The organism is Tessaracoccus sp. (assembly GCF_016714275.1).
GTDB lineage: Bacteria > Actinomycetota > Actinomycetes > Propionibacteriales > Propionibacteriaceae > Arachnia.
This window is the reverse complement of the sequence record NZ_JADJNP010000001.1, coordinates 1185896-1204436: the sequence shown is the minus strand read 5'-3', so window position 1 is coordinate 1204436 and position 18541 is coordinate 1185896. Positions and strand designations below refer to the sequence as shown.

Sequence of the window (18541 nt, the reverse complement as noted above, 5' to 3'; positions counted from 1 at the left end):
ATGACACGTCTTGTTGCAGTCTTGGTGACTCGTGTAACGTCCGCGCCAACACAAGTCCAACGAAGGAGTGTGTCTGTGAGTAATACAGCCATCGCGGGGTCTGCCCCGGACGTCTCACGACGTCGAAAGCACCGCAGCGACCTCGGTTCAGCGCTGCTGTTCATCTTGCCGGCGTCGATCGGCCTCGTCCTGTTCTTCATCTACCCGACGATCCGGGGCCTGTACCTGAGCTTCACCGAGTACAGCATCCTCGGCTCGCCGGAGTGGGTGGGGATGGACAACTACGCGGCGATCGCGAGGGACCCGCTGTTCCACAACGCGATCCTCGTCACCGTGCAGTACGTGCTCATCAACATCGTGCTCCAGACGGCTTGTGCGCTGGGCCTTGCGTTGCTGATGAACGGGATAGCGCAGTCGACCTTCATCCGCGGCACGCTGCTGATGCCGTACCTGATGGCGAACGTCATCGCCGCGCTCCTCTGGTTCTGGCTCCTCGACTACAACATCGGCATCGTCAACCAGTTCATCGAGTGGGTCGGGCTGCCGCGCGTCGCGTTCTTCGGCTCCGAGACCTGGGCCATCCCGACGCAGGCGCTGATCAACACGTGGCGCCACATGGGCTACACCGCGCTGCTCATCTTCGCGGGCCTCCAGGCCATCCCGAACACCGTGTACGAGGCGGCGGCGATCGATGGCGCGAACCCGATTCAGGTATTCCGCCGCGTGACGCTCCCGCTGTTGCGCCCCGTGATCGCGCTCGTGCTGGTGCTCACCGTGACCGGCTCGTTCCAGATCTTCGACACCGTCGCGGTCACCACCCAGGGCGGCCCCGTCAACGCGAGCCGCGTGATGCAGTTCTACATCTATCAGCGGGCCTTCGACCAGCAGGACTTCGGCTACGGCTCCGCCCTCGCCGTGATCCTGTTCATCATCCTCGGCGTCATCGCCTTCCTGCAGATGAAGTTCCTGCGGGGCAACGAGTCGGACCTGGGCTAAGGGAGCACCTGAACATGCAATCGTCAATCGCCACTGGATCGAAGTGGTCCGCCGGGCGCATCGCCGCGTGGGCCGTCCTGATCCTCTTCATCTTCATCAGCATCGCTCCGTTCTACTGGGTGCTGCGCACGGCCCTTTCTACCAACGGATCCCTCGCGGCAAACTCCGCGAGCCTCTTGCCGGCCGACTTCAACCTCGGCGCCTTCAAGCGCGTCTTCGGTATGCAGTCGCAGGCCGAGGCGATGGCCGAGGGCGGCTCGGGCGCCTCGATCAACTTCTGGCAGTACATGATGAACTCGGTCATCTTCGCGACCGTCACGACGGCGTTCGCCGTGTTCTTCAGCTCGATGGCCGCCTACGCGTTCTCCCGCCTCCAGTGGAAGCACCGCGACAAGGTGTTCGGCCTGTTCCTGGCCACCGTGCTCGTCCCGCCGATCTTCACCTCGCTGCCGAACTTCCTGCTCGTGCGAGACCTCGGGCTGCTCGGTACCCAGGGCCCCGGCAAGGTTGTTGAGGATGCTCCTGGCTAGGGGTTTTGCTGGGTTTGTCGGCGTGTCGTGGACCAAGAGACGCGGTCTTCGGGTTGAGATCGGGGTGTCAACCCATCCGTTCTCGTCTCGAAGGACCGCGTCCAGTGACATCTTCCCCTGTCACGGCCGCCCATGTCGAACCTGGCATGCCGCACGCCGTTAACATCCTCGAACTACTCACCCAGGTCCCGGACCCCCGGCATCGGCGCGGTCGGCGGCATCGGCTGGAGGTGATCCTCACGCTCGCGGTTGCTGCCGTCGCGGCCGGTGCCGAGTCGCTGGTCGGGATCTGGGACTGGGCTCAAGACCTCGGCCCAGCCCTGCTGCGACGGGTGCAGATGTCGACACCGATCCCGTCGGAGAGCACGATCCGTCGGGTGCTGGAAGCCTGCGATCCGGTCATGTTCAACCTGCTGTGCGGTGCCTGGATGCGACAGCGCCACACCGGGGTCGGCGGAGCCCGGGCGGTCGCGGTCGATGGTAAGACGCTGCGCCGATCCGGCGGGACCGATGGTTGCCTACCGCATCTGGTCTCGGTGCTCAGTCACGACACGGGCCTGGTACTGGCCCAGGCACGGGTCGATGCCAAGACCAATGAGATCCCGGCATTACGGGATCTACTAGGCACGATGGACCTGACCGGAGTGATCGTGTCCGCGGATGCGCTCCATACGCAAACCGCCACGGCTACCTTCCTCACCGACAACGGCGCCGACTTCGTCTTCACGGTGAAGAAGAACCAGCCCACCCTGCACAAGCAGATCGCCGCCCTGCCCTGGACCCGGATACCAGTGGGCTGTACTACCACCGAAGTCGGTCATGGCCGCAAGGCCACCCGCACCGTCAAAGCGATCGAGGTGCCGGCCTGGATCGACTTCCCTGGGGCCAGGCAGGTGTTGCAGGTCCGCCGTACCACCACCCGTAAAGGCAAGCGCAGCGTGGAAGTGGCTTACCTGATCTGCTCCAAGCCGATGTCACAGGCACAGCCTCGCGTCGTGGCCAACTGGGTGCAGCATCACTGGGGAATAGAGAACCGCCTTCATTGGGTCAGGGATGTCACTTTTGACGAGGACCGCTGCAGGGTCCACACCGGCACCGGCGCCGAGATCATGGCCACCCTCCGCAACATCGCCATCAGCCTGCTACGTCTGGCAGGCTGGGACAACATCGCCGCTGGCCTACGCTATATCTCCCGAGACATCAACCGGGCCGCCGACCTGCTCCTGACAACGTGAGATAGGACTATGCCGGGACCCTGGCTCGGTACCTACGCCGGCCTGATGCTGCCGTACATCTTCATGACGCCGTTCGCCATCTTCTTCATGCGGCAGTTCTTCCTGAACATGTCGCGCGAGGTGGAGGAGGCCGCCATGATCGACGGCGCCCGCCAATGGCGCATCTTCTTCCAGATCGTGCTCCCGCAGGCTGCCGCGCCTCTCTCGACTCTCGCCCTGCTGACCTTCATGGGCCAGTGGAACGACTACTTCTGGCCGCTGCTCGTCAGCAACGAGCAGACCCGCGTGCTCACCGTCGGCCTCGGCGTCTTCAAGTCCCAGTCGCCTCAGGGCGCCCCCGACTGGTCCGGACTGATGGCCGCGACGCTGGTCTCGGCGACGCCGATCCTCATCCTCTTCTTCATCTTCGGCAAGCGGATCGTCAACTCGATCGGCTTCAACGGCACTAAGTAACTCACCCAACGAAAGGAAACATCCATGGGTAAGAAGACGCGCTTTGGCGCAATCCTGGCTCTTTCCGCCCTCGCCCTGACGGCATGCGGCGGGAACGGCGGCACGCCCTGGCGGCGGCTCCGCCAGCGGCGAGATCAGCTACTGGCTCTGGGATGCGGCCCAGCTTCCCGCGTACCAGCAGTGCGCGGATGACTTCGCGAAGGCCAACGAGGGCGTGACCGTGAAGATCACCCAGACGGGCTGGGGCGACTACTGGGGAAAGGTGACCAACGGCATGGCCGCAGGCACCGCTCCCGACGTGTTCGCCGACCACCTCGCCAAGTACCCGGACTTCGTCAAGACCAAGCAGCTTGCCGAGATCAGCGAGGACGGAGTCGACATGGCGGGCTTCGCCGACGGCCTCGCCGACCTCTGGGTGGGCCAGGACGGCAAGCGCTACGGCCTGCCGAAGGACTGGGACACCGTCGCGCTGTTCTACAACAAGGACATGGTGAAGGAGGCGGGCATCTCCGATGACGAGATGGCGAACATGACCTGGAACCCGCAGGACGGCGGCAGCTTCGAGAAGGCTGTCGCCAAGCTCACCGTCGACAAGAACGGCAAGCGTGGTGACGAGGCGGGCTTCGACAAGAACAACGTCGCGGTCTACGGCCTCGGCCTGCCCGCCTCGGGCGCCGGTGTCGGCCAGACCGAATGGTTCTGGTTCGTCGGCAGCACCGGCTGGCGCCACACCGACACCAATCCCTGGGGCAGCAAGTACAACTTCGACGACCCGAGGTTCCAGGACTCCATCGCCTGGTGGGCCGGCCTGATCGAGAAGGGCTACATGCCGAAGCTGGAGACAACGGTCGGCGCGTCGATGAACGACAATTTCGGCGCGAGCAAGACCGCGATCAACGCCAACGGCTCGTGGATGATCAACACGTACTTCGGCTACAACGGCATCAACGTCGGCCTCGCGCCGACGCCTGAGGGTCCCGAGGGTCGCGTCTCCATGTTCAACGGCCTCGCCGACTCCATCTGGGCAGGCAGCAAGAACCAGGAGAACGCGGCGAAGTGGGTCAAGTACATGGCCTCGCCGGCATGCCAGGACGTCGTCGGTGAGATGGGCGTCGTGTTCCCGGCGCTGAAGAGCGGCACGGAGAAGGCCTCCGCGGCCTTCAAGGCAAAGGACATCGACGTGTCTTCGTTCACCGTGCACGTGGACAACGGCTCGACGGCCCTGTTCCCGATCACCGAGAACGCGGCCAAGATCGAGGGCGTCATGAAGCCCGCGATGGATGCCGTCCTGGCCGGCAGTGCGCCCGCGAGCTCGCTGACCGCGGCCAACGAACAGGTCAACGCGCTGTTCAACTAGTGGTGTGAACCGGGAAAGGGCCGGTGCCAGTCCGCGGGACTGGCACCGGCCCTTTCCCGTCAGCAGCCGCAGGAGTGGCGCACGACCATGTCTGCCGAGTAGGTGAGATGCGTGCCCGGCCTGCTTTCGGGGTCGAGCACGAGGTCGACGGTGTCCGCGGCGATGCGCTCGATGGGCTGCGCCATCGTCGTCAGTCCGGGCCCGATGTAGGGGGCGATCCGGGTGCCGTCGAACGCGACGATCGCGATGTCGTCCGGGACGTTCAGGCCGGCCTCGCGCAGGCCGGCGATGCAACCCATCGCGAGCGCGTCGCTGGCGACGAACAGTGCATCGACCTCCCCGCGGTGCTCCGCCCCGAGCCTGCGGCCCGCCTCGTAGCCGGCGTCGATCGGCCAGTCGCAGTCGATGGCAGGGCCGGGCGTGAGGCCCGCGCCGTCGAGCGCATCGCGCCACGCCGGATAGCGCAGGTCGTGGAGGAAGTGGCCGACGAAGCCGATCCGGCGACGGCCATGACCGACGAGGTGCCGCACCGCTTCGATGGTCGCCGTGCGGTAGTCGACGATCGCCGAGCTGACCCCGTCCGACGGGGCCATCTCGTTCAGGACGACGAGCGGAAGCCCCTCCGCCTGGGCATAGGCGACATCGGCTTGGTGCAGGTCCGCGGCGACGATCACGGCGCTGACGTCGTGCTCCGCGAGCGACTCCAATGCGGTGACCTGCGCGTCCTTCGGCCGGTGGACGGCGCTGACGGTGATCAGCGTCATGCCGCGGCGGAACAGCTCGTTGTCGATGGCGGCGGTGAGCTCCGCGTAGAACGGGCTCGTGTTGTCGACGACGACCAGCCCTACCTGCTGGGACCGGCCGCGCGCCAGCGCGCTGGCGGCCTTGTTCGGACGGTACCCGAGCTCGGCGACGGCCTGCTCGACGCGCGCCCGGGTCGTCGCTGCGACCGGTCGCGGCCCGCCGTTGATCACGTAGCTGACCACCGCCGGGCTCACACCCGCCAGACGGGCGACGTCCAGGCGCGTGCTGCGCGCGGTCCTCTCCGTGGGCACGGAACTACCGTAGATCGATCCGGAACAGCCGCGCCGTCGGTCCGGCAGGGGCATCAAGGGAGAGGGTCCGGCCGCTGGGGTCGATGCGGGCGGCCCAGCCGCGCAGCCCGGCGGGGTAGACCTGGCGCACCGCGCCCGCGGTGAGACCGGCCGGGAGTTGGAGGTCGACCGGCGCGGCGACGTCGGAGCGGTTCCACACGGCGATGTGGGCCGCGCCGTCGGGGCCGAGCAGGCCGACCGACAGCGTGTCGTCGCTCCACCGCGGCAGGCCGGTGGGCCAGAACGGCACGGAGAGGGTGACCTCGTCGCGGATGGCCTTCCAGGTGTCGGCCGCCTCCCGGACGAGCGCGAGCTGCGCGTCTGACATCCTGTCGAGGTGCCCCGAGAAGTAGGGCCGGCCGGAGAGGCCGGTGACGTGCACGAAGGCGATCTCCTCTTGCGTCATCTCGGGCTGCGCGTAGGCCCAGTTGCCCGCCTGCTCGGGCAGCAGCATCATGGGCGCGCCGACGGCGATCGGCGGGTAGAGCAGATAGTCCTGCTGGTCCGAGGTCGACTGCAGGTCGAACCGCGACACCTGTGCCCAGTCCTGGCGCATCGCGCCGGAGCCGCAGTTCTCGATCACGACCGACGGGTGACGTTCGCGCAGCGCGTCGAACCACGAGAGTGCGGCATCGACGTGGATTGGAGGCCGCCGCCAGGCTCGCGGCCGCCCGAGTCGGCGCCCAGGCCGGGCGTGACGTTGTAGTCGAGCTTGAAGAAGCCGACGCCCATGGCGACTAGACGGTCGAATGCGGCGTCCAGGTGCGCGCGGGCCTCCGCGGACCGCAGGTCGAGGAAGTAGCGCGTGTGCTCGACGATCGGCCGCCCAAGCCTCCGGAGGAACGCCGAAGGCGGAAGCTCGTCCACCAGCGGCGAGCGCACGCCGACGACCTCGGGCTCCAGCCACAGGCCCGGCACCATGCCGCGGTCGCGGATGGCGTCCAGGACGCCCTGCAGGCCGACGGTACCGAAGCGCGTGGTCGATGGGAGCCATTCCCCGACGCTCGGCCACCAGTCGCCGGAGTCGTCGTACCAGCCGGCGTCGATGCAGAACACCTCGGCGCCGGCGTCGGCCGCGGCGGCGATGAGCGGGAGCAGCTTCTCATCGGTGGGATCGGCCATGAGGGTGTTCATGTAGTCGTTGAAGACCAGGGCTGTGCGGCCCAGCGGGGTGGTGCGCGCGGCGGCATCATCGCGACGGTGCCGGGTGAGTTCGCGGATGGCGCCGTCCCAGCCGTCGGGGGAGGAGGCAACGATCAGCTCGGGGGTCGTGACGTTGTCGCCGGGATGGAGAGTCACGCTCCACGCGTGGTCCACGTGTGTGGCGCCGCTCCCGGCCAGGAGGAACCGGCCAGGCTCCGTGGAGTCGAGCTCCCATCGCCAAGGGCCGCCACCCGCGACCTGCCACGCGAGGCCGTCGCCGGTCATTCGGTCCTCGAGCCCGCCGACCGGCAGCGGGCCGTCGGTGGTCCAGGTGGAGCGGCCGACGCGGGCTATGGTGGCGCTGCCGGGCACGGCCATGCGGGCAGAGCCGCAGTCGACGAGGCCTGCGTCCTCCAGCGTCTCCGTGCGCCAGCGATTCTCGGCGCACCAGGAGGAGCGGCCGGTGACGACGTCGGTGTCCTTCATCGAATAGGGGATGGGCAGCACGCCGGAGGTGACGGACTCGACGATGAGTGGAACGGCGCCGGTGTTGGTGAGCGTGGTCTGGAAGGCGAGCGAGCGGTCACGGACGACGATGCGCGTCTCGGCCGCGAGGGCACCGTCGGTCGAACGTTGCCAAACGATGTCGGCCCCGTCGTCGGCGAGGTGGTGTCCCGCGTAGCGGAGCGCCTGTCCGCCGCCCGTCCTTGTCAACCCTCGGGTCTGGTTGGCCGCCCTGCCTTCGCCCAACAGCAGGACCTCGACGAGCGGTGTCAGCGGCGTGTCGATGCCGCCGACGGCCTCGACCTGGACGGGGTGCTCGTCCGAGGTGGTGAGCCGTATCGAGAGCCGGTCATTGCCAAGCATCAGGGACATTCGTACCTCCGCGACGGTGTGGGTGACGCCATTGTCAACGCGCGTTGAATGCGTGTCAAGGTAGACCCACCGCTGGTTGAGCCGGACCCCAGCGCGAAGCGCCGGGTCCGTGTCGAAACCAATGAACCGCACCGGAAAGGTAAACTGACCCGTCGCCGATCCCAGGAGAGTCATGACCACCCACGCGCCCTTGCGCCTGCACGCGCCGAGCCGCCGCGACGCCGTCGTCGTGCAACTGCCGGTGGTGCTCGCGCCGATGGCCGGCGTGACAAACGCGGCGTACCGGCAGCTGTGTCGGGAGCAGGGCGCGGGGCTGTACGTGTGCGAGATGATCACGTCGCGCGGGTTGGTCGTCGGCGATCACAAGACCAAGGACATGCTGGCGTTCGACCCGGGGGAGACCACGCGGTCCGTGCAGCTGTACGGCGTCGACCCCGACGTCATGGCCGACGCCGCTCGGATCCTGGCTCGCGACTACGCCGTCGACCACATCGACCTCAACTTCGGCTGCCCCGTGCCGAAGGTCACGCGCAAGGGCGGCGGGGGAGTGCTGCCGTACAAGCGCGACCGGCTGCGCGCGATCGTGCGCGAGACGGTGCGCGCAGCCGACGAGTTCGGGGTGCCGGTCACCATCAAGACGCGGATCGGCATCGACTCCGAGCATCAGACGTTCCTCGACGCGGGCAGGATCGCCCAAGAGGAGGGGGCGGCGGCCATCGCGCTGCACGGCCGCACCGTGCAGCAGGCGTACTCGGGCGAGGCCGACTGGGAACGCATCGCGGAGCTGGCCGACGCCGTCGACATCCCCGTGCTCGGCAACGGCGACATCTGGGAGGCAGAGGACGCGCTGCGCATGATGGCGGAGACGGGATGCGCCGGCGTCGTGATCGGCCGCGGCTGCCTGGGGCGCCCGTGGCTGTTCGGCGACCTTGCCGCCGCGTTCCGCGGTGAGGAGCTGCGGCTGCGGCCCAACCTGGGCGAGGTCGGTCGCATGCTGCTGCGCCACGCGGAGCTGCTCGCAGGGCTGCAGGGTGAGCGCCACGGCCTGACCGACCTCCGCAAGCACATGGCCTGGTACTTCAAGGGATACCCGGTAGGCGACCTGCGTCGTCGGTTCGCGATGGTGTCGTCGCTGGCGGAGCTGACGGAGCTCGTCGGCCTCCTCGACGCCGACGCGGAGTTCCCCGTCGGCGAGCTCGGCACGCCCCGCGGCCGTCAGGGATCGCCGCGTGGCAAGGTCGTTCTCCCGCACGGCTGGTACGACGACATGTCCGGCTCCGAGCTGGACCTGAGCGAGGCCGAGGTCGGCGTCTCGGGCGGTTGACGGACCCCAACAGCCCGCCCGATCCCCGGACCGATAGATTCCCCCTACGCGGCCTGCACCCCGCGGGCCCGGAGGGGAGACGCACATGACGGACTTCGTGACTCTGACGATCGACGGCGTGGAGCATCAACTGCCTGTCGTGACGGGGACCGAGGGCGAGCGCGGGATCGACATCTCCAAGCTCCGCTCGAAGACCGGATTCATCACGCTCGACGACGGCTACGGCAACACGGGTTCCTGCCGGTCGGCGATCACGTTCATCGACGGAGAGTTGGGCATCCTGCGCTATCGCGGCGTGCCGATCGAGGATCTCGCGGCGCGGTCGAGCTTCATCGAGACCGCGGAGCTGCTGATCTTCGGCGAGCTCCCGGACGATGAGGAGCGCGACGAGTTCCGCGACCTCCTCACGGAGAACTCGGCGTTGCACCGCGACATGCGCAAGCACTTCGACGGCTTCCCCTCGAACGCGCACCCGATGAGCATCCTGTCGGCGATGATCAGCGCCCTGCAGAGCCATGACATGCCCGAGCACCAGTTCACGGACTCGAACGGCTTCAAGGCGGCCGCCGCGAGCCTCATCGCGAAGACGCGGACGATCGCTGCGGCGTCGTACAAGTCGCACATCGGCCAGCCGATCGCCTACCCGCGCTACGACCTGCCGTACGCCGAGAACTTCCTCCACATGATGTTCTCGGTGCCCTACCGCGACTATGAGGCGACGCCCGAGGTGGCGCACGCGCTCAACATGTTCCTGGTGCTGCACGCCGACCACGAGCAGAACTGCTCCACGTCGACGGTGCGCATGGTGGCCTCGGGCGGCGCGAACATGTACGCGTCGGTCTCCGCGGGCGTCAACGCGCTGTGGGGACCGAAGCACGGCGGCGCGAACATGGGCGTGATCGAGATGCTGGAGTCGATCCGCGACGGCGAGATGACGGCCCAGCAGTACGTCAGCCTCGCGAAGGACCGCAACTCGGGCGTGAAGCTGATGGGCTTCGGGCACCGCGTCTACCGCAACTTCGACCCGCGCGCGAAGATCCTCAAGGAGGCGGCGGACTCGCTGCTGGACGCGATGCACATCACGGACCCGCTGCTGGACATCGCCCGCGAGGTGGAGCAGGCGGCGCTCGCCGACGACTACTTCGCGTCGCGCAAGCTATACCCGAACGTCGACTTCTACTCGGGCATCATCCTGCGCGCGATCGGCATCCCCGTCGACATGTTCACGGTGATGTTCGCGATCGGCCGCACGCCGGGCTGGATCGCGCACTGGAAGGAAGTCAATGACAACCCCGCGCAGCGCATCTACCGGCCGCGGCAGATCTACGTCGGCAACCAGCAGTCGGAGTGGAAGGCGCGCTCGGAGCGTTAGTGGTGCGCGGTGCAGTAGGTTGGCGCTGACATGAACGACGACACCCCGCTGCCGCGTGCGAAGCTCTGGGCCGCCACCATGCACGGCCACGGCGCGGACCTGATCACCGCCCACGAGACGTCGAAGGCGCGGGTCGCCTCGCGCGAGCCGCGCCGTCGGGCCGCGCGCGAGGAACTGGAGCGGCTGCTGTACGTGCCGGAGGCGAGCTTCGCCGACGGTGCCGGCGACCGCGTGGTCGCGGAGGAGCCCGACGAGTTCCGCACGTGCTTCGAACGCGACCGCGACCGGATCGTGCATTCCGCCGCGTTCCGGCGGCTGGCGGGCAAGACGCAGGTCGTCGTGTATCCGACGGACCACCAGCGCACCCGGTTGACGCACGCCATCGAGGTGGCGCAGGCCGCGGTGGCGATGGCGCGCGGGATCGGCGTGAACGTGACGCTGGCCGACGCGATCGCGCTCGGCCACGACTGCGGTCACGGCCCGGGCGGCCATGCCTCCGAGGACGCGTTCGACGCGTATATCGAGGGCGGCTACGACCACGGTCCCTGGGGCGCCGACGTCGTGCTGACCAGCCTCAATCTCACCGCACAGACGCTCGACGGCATCCGCAACCACTCCTGGTCGCGGCCCGCACCGTCGACGGTGGAGGGCGAGATCGTGTCGTGGGCGGACCGGATCGCCTACTGCGCGCACGACCTCGAGGACGCGATCTACGCGGGCATCGTCACGCTCGACGACGTGCCCGAGGTGGTGCGCGAGGTCGCCGGGGTCACGCGCCGCCAGCAGCTGGCGACGTTCATCAACGCGGTGATCAATACGACCAGCCGCACGGGCGTCGTCGGCATGGACGCGGTGACCGCCGAGGCGCTGGGCGAGCTACGCCGGTTCAACTACGAACGGATCTACACGCGCCCGGAGTCGGTGGCGCAGTCGGTGACGGTGGTCAAGGTCCTCCGCGCGCTGGTCGACCATTACCTCGAGAACCCGGCCGCGATGCCGGAGGAGTACCGCGACGAGGACCTCGTGCGCGGCGCGGTCACCTATGTCGGCGGTATGACGGACCGCTTCGCCTTCGAACGCGCGAAGCGCCTCCTAGGCTGGGACCCGAAGCGCCTGCCCCGCGGCATCGGACGCGGCGCTTAGTGGGGCGCCGCTAGGGACGCAACCGCAGCTTGAGGTCCGGTGGCAGCAGCCAGGTCTGCGACATCAGCCAGCGGGCGGTGACCGCCACCGACACCTGCGCGGTGTTGATGCCCACGAGGACGAGGATCTGCGCGGCTGCGGCGGCCCACGGCGAGCCGCCGCCCAGCAGCACGCCGATGTAGGCGCCGGGGAGGGTGACGAGGCCGACGGTGCGGGTCTGGTCGAGCGCGGGGATGAGGGCCTCGTGGAGGTTGGGAGAGACGACGTTGTGGATGGCCTGCGAGCGCCAGTACCCGAGCGAGAGGTACGCCTCGTACTCTTTGGTCCCATCGCGGAGATCGGCGAACGCGCGACGGCCGGCAAGCGTGTGGACCGACATCACGTTGCCGACGAGGATGCCGGCGATGGGAACGATGGCCGGGCCGTTCAGGGGCGCGACGCCGGAGGCGAAGATGACCACGAGCACGGGAAGCGCGCCGGCGAGCATCGCCAATGCCGCTGAGGCGCGTCCCAGCCAGGTCGTCAGGCCGGTGCGCTGCGCCGTCGTGTAGGCCCCGATGAGGAACATGACGGCCACGAAGGCGATGGCGTACGCGACCTGCTGCAGGGCGAGGCCGACGACAAGGGTGACGGCCAGGAGTTGGACGCCGGCGCGGACGGCGGCCCAGGGAATGGACCTCGCAACGGGCACTCTGCCCGCGACGGCGACGGCCCCTCCGCCGACGATCAGGACCCCGAGCGCCAAGGCCAAGGGCCATCCGATCTCCACCGTCACGACGCCAGGATAGGGTGGCGTTCACGGAACGTTCGCACGGTCCGCGAGGCGGCTACACTCGTGCGTCATGGCGGGCCGAATCAACGAGGAAGATATCGCCGCCGTCCGCGAGCGCAGCCGCATCGAGGACGTGGTCGGCAGCTACGTCGCGCTCCGCAACGCCGGCGGAGGATCGTTGAAGGGGCTGTGCCCGTTCCACGACGAGAAGACGCCCAGCTTCCAGGTCACGCCGTCGCGCGGCTTCTACTACTGCTTCGGCTGCGGGGAGGGCGGCGACGTCATCACGTTCCTGCAGCGCCAGCAGAACCTTTCCTTCGTCGAGGCCATCCAGGTGCTCGCCGACCGCGCGGGCATCGTGCTTCGTATCGAGGACGACGGCACGCCGGGCCAGGCGCCCGGCCTCCGTAAGCGGATCCTCGAGGCCAACGAGGCCGCGGAGGAGTTCTTCTCCGCGCAGCTCGACTCACCCGAGGCCGTTGAGGCGCGTCGCTTCCTGCATGGCCGCCAGTTCGACCGTGCCAACGCGCTCCAGTTCAGCGTTGGCTACGCGCCGCGGCACGGGTCGGCGCTGCGGCAGACGTTGCACGCGAAAGGCTTCGAGGAAGACGTGCTGAAGGCCGCGGGTCTGATTCGCGATCGCGGGCGTGATTTCTTCGTCGGCAGGGTCCTCTGGCCGATTCGCGACTCGGCCCAGGCGGTGCTCGGCTTCGGCGCGCGCCGGATCTTCGACGACGACCGTCTCCCCGCCAAGTACATCAACACCCCGGAGTCGCCGGTCTACAAGAAGTCGCACGTCCTCTACGGCCTCGACCTGGCTCGGCGCGAGATCGGCCGCAAGTCGCAGGCGGTGATCGTCGAGGGCTACACCGACGTCATGGCCGCTCATCTTTCGGGTGTCGGCACAGCGGTGGCGTCCTGCGGCACGGCGTTCGGCGAGGATCACGCGCGCCTCCTGCAGCGCCTGATGGGCACGTCTACCGGCCTGCACGGTGAGGTCATCTTCACGTTCGACGGCGACAAGGCGGGCCAGGCCGCGGCCCTGAAGGTATTCAAGGGCGACCAGAACTTCGTCTCGCAGACGTACGTCGCCGTCGAGCCCAGCGGACTCGATCCGTGCGACCTGCGGATGGAGCAGGGCGAGGCGGCGGTCCGCGAACTCGTCGGCCGCCGGATCCCGCTGTACCGGTTCGTGATGAGCAACATCGCCAAGAGCTACGACCTCGACCGGGCCGACGGCCGCCTCGCGGCGGCGCGCGAGGGTGCCGCGCTCGTCGGCGCGATCCGCGACCAATCGCTCGTCAGCCAGTACCTGCGCGAGCTCGCGGGGATGCTGGGCATGGACGTCGACGACGTGCGCCGGGAGGCCGCCCGGGTGGGGCGGCGCGCGCCCGCGCAGGTGGTGGACCTTCACGAGCCGCCCCCGGACGACGAACCTCCGGCGCCGGACCCGGCGTGGCCGAGCCCCGACGACCCTGCGCTGCGCATCGAGCGCGACACCGAGAAGCTGATGCTGCAGTACCCGCTGACCTTCGACGCCGCCTGGAACGGCGTGGAGGTGCATGACTTCACCCATCCGGGCTACCAGGCCGTCTTCCGGCTGATCACGGCGGTGCCGTTCGGCGACAACTGGACCGACCGCCTCCGGGCCGAGGCGCAGAACGACCTCGTCCGGCAGTTGCTCGTCGCGCTGCTTGTCGAGCCGCTGTTGCGCGAACCCGACGAGCTGTACTCGTCGACGCACGTGGCGCGGCTGCGCCTGGCGACGGTGACCCGTCGGATCGCGGACGTGAAGTCCAAGCTGCAGCGGACGGATCCGCTGAAGGAGTCGACGAGTCATCGCGCACAGTTCGCGGAGCTCACCGAGCTGGAGATGCAGCGCAAGAAACTGCTCGCCGTCGGGCTCGGCTAGACGGCTCGGGACGCTTCATCGTCGTCCGATCAGCCGTCAGCAGGGTCCGCGCCTCGACCAGTGCGGCCCGCTCCCAGCGCGCGACCGTCGACGGTGACCTGCGTAGCTCCTTCGAGACCTGGGCGAGGGTCTGCGGTGCCCGGCCGATCCCGTAGCGGGCGGTCAGGATCTGCGCGTGTGTGGGGTGGAGGAGCGCGAGGAAGTCGGTGCCGCAGCCGATCGGCTCGTCCTCGGGTTCGGCCGGGAGTTCCTCGGCCCACTCGATCCCCAGGCTGACGGTCTCCATCGCGCCGCGGATGGCGGCCGTGGTCGACACGCCGACGGCCTTGGCGGCGTCCGCGAGGGTGGCGGACACGCCGAGGTGCAGCAGCCGGTTTCGTTCGGTGGTGGCGAGGGCTGCGGCCCAACGGTCACCGCGCGTCGGCGGCAGTGTGCCCGGCCTGTGCCGGTAGGCCTCGACAAGCACCTGGGTGGCGCTCTGGTAGACAAAGCTCGTGAATCGCATGCCACGGGTGTGGTCGAAGCGGACGACGGCCTCGCTGAGGGCGAGGTAGGCGTCCTGGACCAGGTCGTCGACCGGCAGCAGTTGGATGGCCGCCACCTGGTGGGCGAGGTGGGCGGCCACGCGCGAGCCGGCCCACCACAGTCGCTCCTTCGCCCGTTCGCCCGCAGCGACGACCTGCTCCAGGCTCGCGTCCGGTCCGTGCTCCTTGAGGAGATGAGCTGCGTACACACCCGCCTCAAGGGCGCGGGCGAGGGCGATGTCCTCGCCGGGCTCAAGGGTGATCATGGGCAGGTCGCTGTATCGGAGTCTCATGCGGCGAGCCTGCTGTTGTCGACGCCGCCGCGGAAGGCCCCGAGGTGATCTGTGGACAAGTTCGACGGACAACACTTCTTTTCCACAGGCGGCAGAATGGGAGCATGGCTTGGTTCTCGCGCCCCGATCGTTCCCTCTTCGCAGGCCTCGATGACGCCGTCGGGCACCGCGCCGACGTGCTCGCCCACGCCGTCGGCGACGGTGTGCTGCTGGCCGCCACTCGCCAGGAGCTTGCCCTCAAGCGCGGCGAGACCTGGACCGTGTGGCCCTGGGCTGAGGTGGGTGGCGGCGCCTGGAAGGCGGAGGCGCAACGGTTCCGGTTCCGGACGATCGACAACCAGCAGCATGAGATCTCGCTCACCGAGGTCAACCGACTGCCCGAGGTGTTCCGGGAGCGGGTCAACGCGTCGATGGTGGTCAGCACGGTGCTCGACGTGGCGCGCGGCCAGGTGCAGATCGTCGCCCGCCGCGGGCTGGGCGCGGACTCGGTGTTGCACTGGTACGCGATCCCGTCAGGCGGCGCCGACCTGGGCGACGAGGCGACGCGAGCCATCGTCGTCGCGGAGACTGACCGGCTGAAGGTGGAGTACGCGTAGCGGCGCCCGTCGATTGGCCCGGTGTCGGCATCTCTGCTAACGTTCTTTCTCGCGCAGCAGTGCCATTCCCTGGTAGCTCAATTGGCAGAGCATTCGACTGTTAATCGAAGGGTTACTGGTTCGAGTCCAGTCCGGGGAGCCATGCTGATACACGCCCTAGCCAGAGCCTGGTTAGGGCGTGTGTCATGTGTACGTGTGTCCTGTTTGCCCCTGTATTGCCTTAGTGCAATACGGACTGAGCTGCGCCTGGCACAATGGGGGGACTCGGGTGGCCTCGCAGGCGAGGCCTTGGCGGCGCTGAAGGGGGAGTAGGCAATGGGCTGGAGGTATGGCCGCATCGCTGCCGCGGTGACGGGTGCAGTCGTGTTGTTCTCAATGGGTTGTGCCGCGCCGATCCCGAGCGAGGAGGTGCCCGTAGACTGGGCGCTGAGTGTTCACCAGCCGGGCGAATGGTGGAAGCAGCCCGCGATCCCGCGGTCGGTCGTCGTCGACCGATGCCCACCGAGACCCGGATGGGCCTCCGATTCCGACCTGAGCGCGACAACGGGACTGCCGCCATCGACGAGCACTCGACTGTCGTCGGCTGCATGGTCTCCCGGCTCCCCAACTGGGGCAACGCGGCACTGGAGCTTGCTGTCGGGGCGAATGCCGAGCCTGGGCCCCAGGCGTGCCCGGTCCAGCCGAGCTCGTTGGCGCGCAGCGAGGAGGGCACCGTCGAGGAGTACGGGCTGCGAGGGACCGGCGCCGTTCGTGACGACAGCGGGACGGTACGCACCGACGCCACGGCGGTGCGACTGCGCCTGGTCGGTGACACCGCGACGACCTCGCATCCCGTTGTTGACGGTGTCGTGATCGCCTAGGCGACGGTGAGACCGGAGGCGGATATTGCGCTCGACTGGGATCGGCCACCGCAGATCGAGGGTGAGGTCCTTGGCCAGGACGGTGAGGTCGTGGCCACCTGTCGCGGTTGAACCACGAGGTCTTTCCAATGTCCCGGCTCCGCGCCATCGGCGCCATGTCGACACCGCCGAGAAGCGACGGGCGTGGCGCGAGTCGGGTGCGTGGGCTTCACTCACGAGGCTCGGCGACAGGTCAGGTCTGTTCACCGTGAAGGTGTAGCTCGCCAGTCAGGTGAAGAGCCGGTACAGCAGGATGGCGGCGGTCGTGAGTATCAGGATGCCGCCGCCCACGATGGCGACGGCGATGAGGTTGGCGACGTAGTAGCGGACGGTGCATTGCATGCTGCTTGCCGAGCCGTGACACAGTTCGCACGTCTCGGCGTGGATTGCCCGGGGGGCAGGGCGGTCCTGGCTAACATCCATCTCGCTGTCAACGTACTGCACCCCATGGACGAAAGGGTGGCCGGCCCTTCTTAGGGTGTTGGGTTGTGCACCTAAGTGCATGGGGCGTCGTCGGAACGAGTCGGCGCCCCGCGTGCCTGCTAGGTCGTCACGGTGGCGAGGTCTCCGAGGAAGCGGTCGGCCCACTTGTCGATGTCGTTGGTGGCCACTTGCTTCTTCAGCGCGCGCATCCGCCGCTGGCGCTTGGCGCGCGGGTCCGTGGCCGCCTGGATGATGGTCTCCTTGAGCCCGTTCAGGTCGTAGGGGTTTACCAGGTAGGCCTGGCGAAGCTCCTGGGCGGCGCCGGCGAACTCGCTCAGCACCAACGCGCCGTTCGTGTTCGGGTGGCAGGCGACGTACTCCTTGGCGACGAGGTTCATGCCGTCGGCAAGCGGCGTGACCACCATGACGTCGGCGATGCGGTACATCGCGGCCATCGTGGAGCGCGGGAAGCCGGCGTGGCGGTACACGATCGGCGGGCGCCCGACTCCGCCTACCTCGGAGTTGATGCGCCCCACGAGGAGGTCGATGTCGTCGCGGAGACGGCGGTACTCGTCGACCCGCTCGCGCGACGGCGTGGCGACCTGCAGGAAGACGGCCTCCGACGGGTCGAGCTTGCCCTCCGCGAAGAGTTCGCCGATAGCGCGGACGCGCTGGCGCAGGCCCTTGGTGTAGTCGAGCCTGTCGACGCCGAGCAGCACCAGCTTCGGGTGCCCGAGCTCGTCGAGCAGCGCCTCGGCCTCCGCGATCGCCGCGGGGGAGTTAGCCAGGTCGGCGAAGCCCTGGGTGTCGATGGCGATGGGGTATGCGCGGGCGTAGCAGGCGCCATGGTCTACGGTGACCCGGTCCCGCTCGACCTTGCGCTTCGTGCGGGCCCGCACGAGCCGTCGGAAGTTCGCCGCAGCGGTGGGGATCTGGAAGCCGACGAGGTCGGCGCCCAGCAGGCCCTCCAGGATCTCCTTGCGCCACGGCAGCTGCGAGTACAGCTCGACGGGCGGGAAGGGGATGTGCAGGAAGAAGCCGATCTTCAGGTCCGGCCGCAGTTCCCGCAGCAGCTTGGGCACCATCTGGAGCTGGTAGTCCTGCACCCACACCGTCGCGCCCTCTGCGGCGACCTCCGCGGTGGCCTCGGCGAACCGCTGGTTGACGATGAGGTACGCGTCCCACCATTCGCGGTGAAACTCCGGGAACGCGACCGTGTCGTGGTAGAGCGGCCACAGCGTCGCATTGGAGAAGCCCTCGTAGTACTCCTCGTACTCGGACTGGCTGAGCGGCACGGGGACGATGGCGTAGCCGTCGTGCTCGAACGGCTCAAGCGCCTCGTCAGGGGCTCCGTGCCAGCCGACCCACGCGCCGCCGCGACGGCGCATCACGGGCTCGAGGGCCGTGACGAGGCCACCGGGCGACGTGCGCCACGAGACCTCTCCGTCCTCGACGATGCGGTCGACAGGCAGCCTGTTGGCGACCACCACGAACTCTGCGTTAACGGCCATAGGGATTCCTCCTCGGTTCGTGACAACCATAGCGAGGCGCTCTGACAGTCTGGTTACGACGATCTGAGGCGGCGTCTGACCAACCTGG

The 18541-nt window shown here is 68.3% G+C and carries 17 protein-coding genes and 1 tRNA gene; 12 read left to right on the top strand and 6 right to left on the bottom strand.

All coding sequences use genetic code 11. The features are described 5' to 3' along the window. Positions 1–75 precede the first annotated feature (75 nt). The 5 genes from IPJ61_RS05620 to IPJ61_RS05600 all read left to right on the top strand — a co-directional run bounded on the left by IPJ61_RS05620 (position 76) and on the right by IPJ61_RS05600 (position 4571). Positions 76–996: a carbohydrate ABC transporter permease gene (locus tag IPJ61_RS05620; protein ID WP_297103971.1), complete on the top strand. Its 921-nt coding sequence runs from the start codon at positions 76–78 to the stop codon at positions 994–996. Positions 997–1010: 14 nt separating this feature from the next. Next, on the top strand, positions 1011–1526 hold the full coding sequence (locus tag IPJ61_RS05615) for a carbohydrate ABC transporter permease (protein WP_297103969.1): 516 nt from the start codon (positions 1011–1013) through the stop codon (positions 1524–1526). A 146-nt stretch (positions 1527–1672) separates the two neighbouring features. Further along, complete coding sequence (locus tag IPJ61_RS05610) at positions 1673–2761, top strand: ISAs1 family transposase (protein WP_297103968.1); 1089 nt, start codon at positions 1673–1675, stop codon at positions 2759–2761. A gap of 9 nt (positions 2762–2770) precedes the next feature. Continuing rightward, a complete protein-coding gene (locus IPJ61_RS05605) occupies positions 2771–3214 on the top strand; it encodes a carbohydrate ABC transporter permease (protein ID WP_297103966.1) in 444 nt (147 codons plus the stop codon). 133 nt (positions 3215–3347) lie between these two features. Then, positions 3348–4571 (top strand): ABC transporter substrate-binding protein, encoded by a 1224-nt coding sequence (locus tag IPJ61_RS05600; RefSeq protein WP_297105551.1) that lies wholly within the window; start codon positions 3348–3350, stop codon positions 4569–4571. A 59-nt stretch (positions 4572–4630) separates the two neighbouring features. On the opposite strand, the gene IPJ61_RS05595 is transcribed toward IPJ61_RS05600, so the two are convergent. Genes IPJ61_RS05595 through IPJ61_RS05585 form a run of 3 tightly spaced genes read right to left on the bottom strand, consistent with a single transcriptional unit; the run spans position 4631 to position 7684 of the window. Then, the gene (locus IPJ61_RS05595) at positions 4631–5626 is read right to left on the bottom strand and encodes a LacI family DNA-binding transcriptional regulator (protein ID WP_297103964.1); all 996 of its coding nucleotides are present in this window, start codon (positions 5624–5626) and stop codon (positions 4631–4633) included. Between the two features lie 4 nt (positions 5627–5630). Continuing rightward, positions 5631–6248: an alpha-amylase family protein gene (locus IPJ61_RS05590; RefSeq protein ID WP_297103962.1), complete on the bottom strand. Its 618-nt coding sequence runs from the start codon at positions 6246–6248 to the stop codon at positions 5631–5633. Beyond that, positions 6245–7684 (bottom strand): alpha-galactosidase, encoded by a 1440-nt coding sequence (locus IPJ61_RS05585; RefSeq protein ID WP_297103960.1) that lies wholly within the window; start codon positions 7682–7684, stop codon positions 6245–6247. The genes IPJ61_RS05590 and IPJ61_RS05585 overlap by 4 nt, the downstream gene beginning before the upstream one ends. Positions 7685–7856: 172 nt before the next feature. Here IPJ61_RS05585 and dusB point away from each other — a divergent pair, with 172 nt between their 5' ends. The 3 genes from dusB to IPJ61_RS05570 all read left to right on the top strand — a co-directional run bounded on the left by dusB (position 7857) and on the right by IPJ61_RS05570 (position 11523). Then, the gene (dusB, locus tag IPJ61_RS05580) at positions 7857–9008 is read left to right on the top strand and encodes a tRNA dihydrouridine synthase DusB (RefSeq protein ID WP_297103958.1); all 1152 of its coding nucleotides are present in this window, start codon (positions 7857–7859) and stop codon (positions 9006–9008) included. A gap of 85 nt (positions 9009–9093) precedes the next feature. Continuing rightward, positions 9094–10380 carry a citrate synthase gene (locus IPJ61_RS05575; RefSeq protein ID WP_297103956.1) on the top strand — a complete coding sequence of 429 codons (1287 nt, stop codon included), beginning with the start codon at positions 9094–9096 and terminating at the stop codon, positions 10378–10380. Positions 10381–10458: 78 nt separating this feature from the next. Next, positions 10459–11523 carry an HD domain-containing protein gene (locus tag IPJ61_RS05570; RefSeq protein ID WP_459251264.1) on the top strand — a complete coding sequence of 355 codons (1065 nt, stop codon included), beginning with the start codon at positions 10459–10461 and terminating at the stop codon, positions 11521–11523. Between the two features lie 10 nt (positions 11524–11533). On the opposite strand, the gene IPJ61_RS05565 is transcribed toward IPJ61_RS05570, so the two are convergent. Continuing rightward, a complete protein-coding gene (locus tag IPJ61_RS05565) occupies positions 11534–12298 on the bottom strand; it encodes an ABC transporter permease (RefSeq protein WP_297103952.1) in 765 nt (254 codons plus the stop codon). A gap of 67 nt (positions 12299–12365) precedes the next feature. Here IPJ61_RS05565 and dnaG point away from each other — a divergent pair, with 67 nt between their 5' ends. Continuing rightward, the gene (gene dnaG, locus IPJ61_RS05560; RefSeq protein ID WP_297103951.1) at positions 12366–14207 is read left to right on the top strand and encodes a DNA primase; all 1842 of its coding nucleotides are present in this window, start codon (positions 12366–12368) and stop codon (positions 14205–14207) included. Here dnaG and IPJ61_RS05555 read toward each other — a convergent pair. After that, positions 14155–15024 carry a sigma factor gene (locus IPJ61_RS05555; RefSeq protein WP_297103950.1) on the bottom strand — a complete coding sequence of 290 codons (870 nt, stop codon included), beginning with the start codon at positions 15022–15024 and terminating at the stop codon, positions 14155–14157. The two genes, dnaG and IPJ61_RS05555, sit on opposite strands and share 53 nt — an antisense overlap. A 104-nt stretch (positions 15025–15128) precedes the next feature. Between IPJ61_RS05555 and IPJ61_RS05550 the strand changes: the two genes are divergently transcribed. From IPJ61_RS05550 to IPJ61_RS05540, 3 genes are all read left to right on the top strand, one after another. Beyond that, positions 15129–15620: a hypothetical protein gene (locus IPJ61_RS05550; protein WP_297103948.1), complete on the top strand. Its 492-nt coding sequence runs from the start codon at positions 15129–15131 to the stop codon at positions 15618–15620. 66 nt (positions 15621–15686) lie between these two features. Next, positions 15687–15762: transfer RNA gene (locus IPJ61_RS05545), tRNA-Asn, on the top strand. A gap of 352 nt (positions 15763–16114) precedes the next feature. Continuing rightward, entirely contained in the window at positions 16115–16480 is a 366-nt protein-coding gene (locus IPJ61_RS05540) for a hypothetical protein (RefSeq protein WP_297103945.1), read from the top strand. A gap of 581 nt (positions 16481–17061) precedes the next feature. On the opposite strand, the gene IPJ61_RS05535 is transcribed toward IPJ61_RS05540, so the two are convergent. After that, complete coding sequence (locus tag IPJ61_RS05535; protein WP_297103943.1) at positions 17062–18453, bottom strand: alpha,alpha-trehalose-phosphate synthase (UDP-forming); 1392 nt, start codon at positions 18451–18453, stop codon at positions 17062–17064. Positions 18454–18541: the final 88 nt, after the last annotated feature.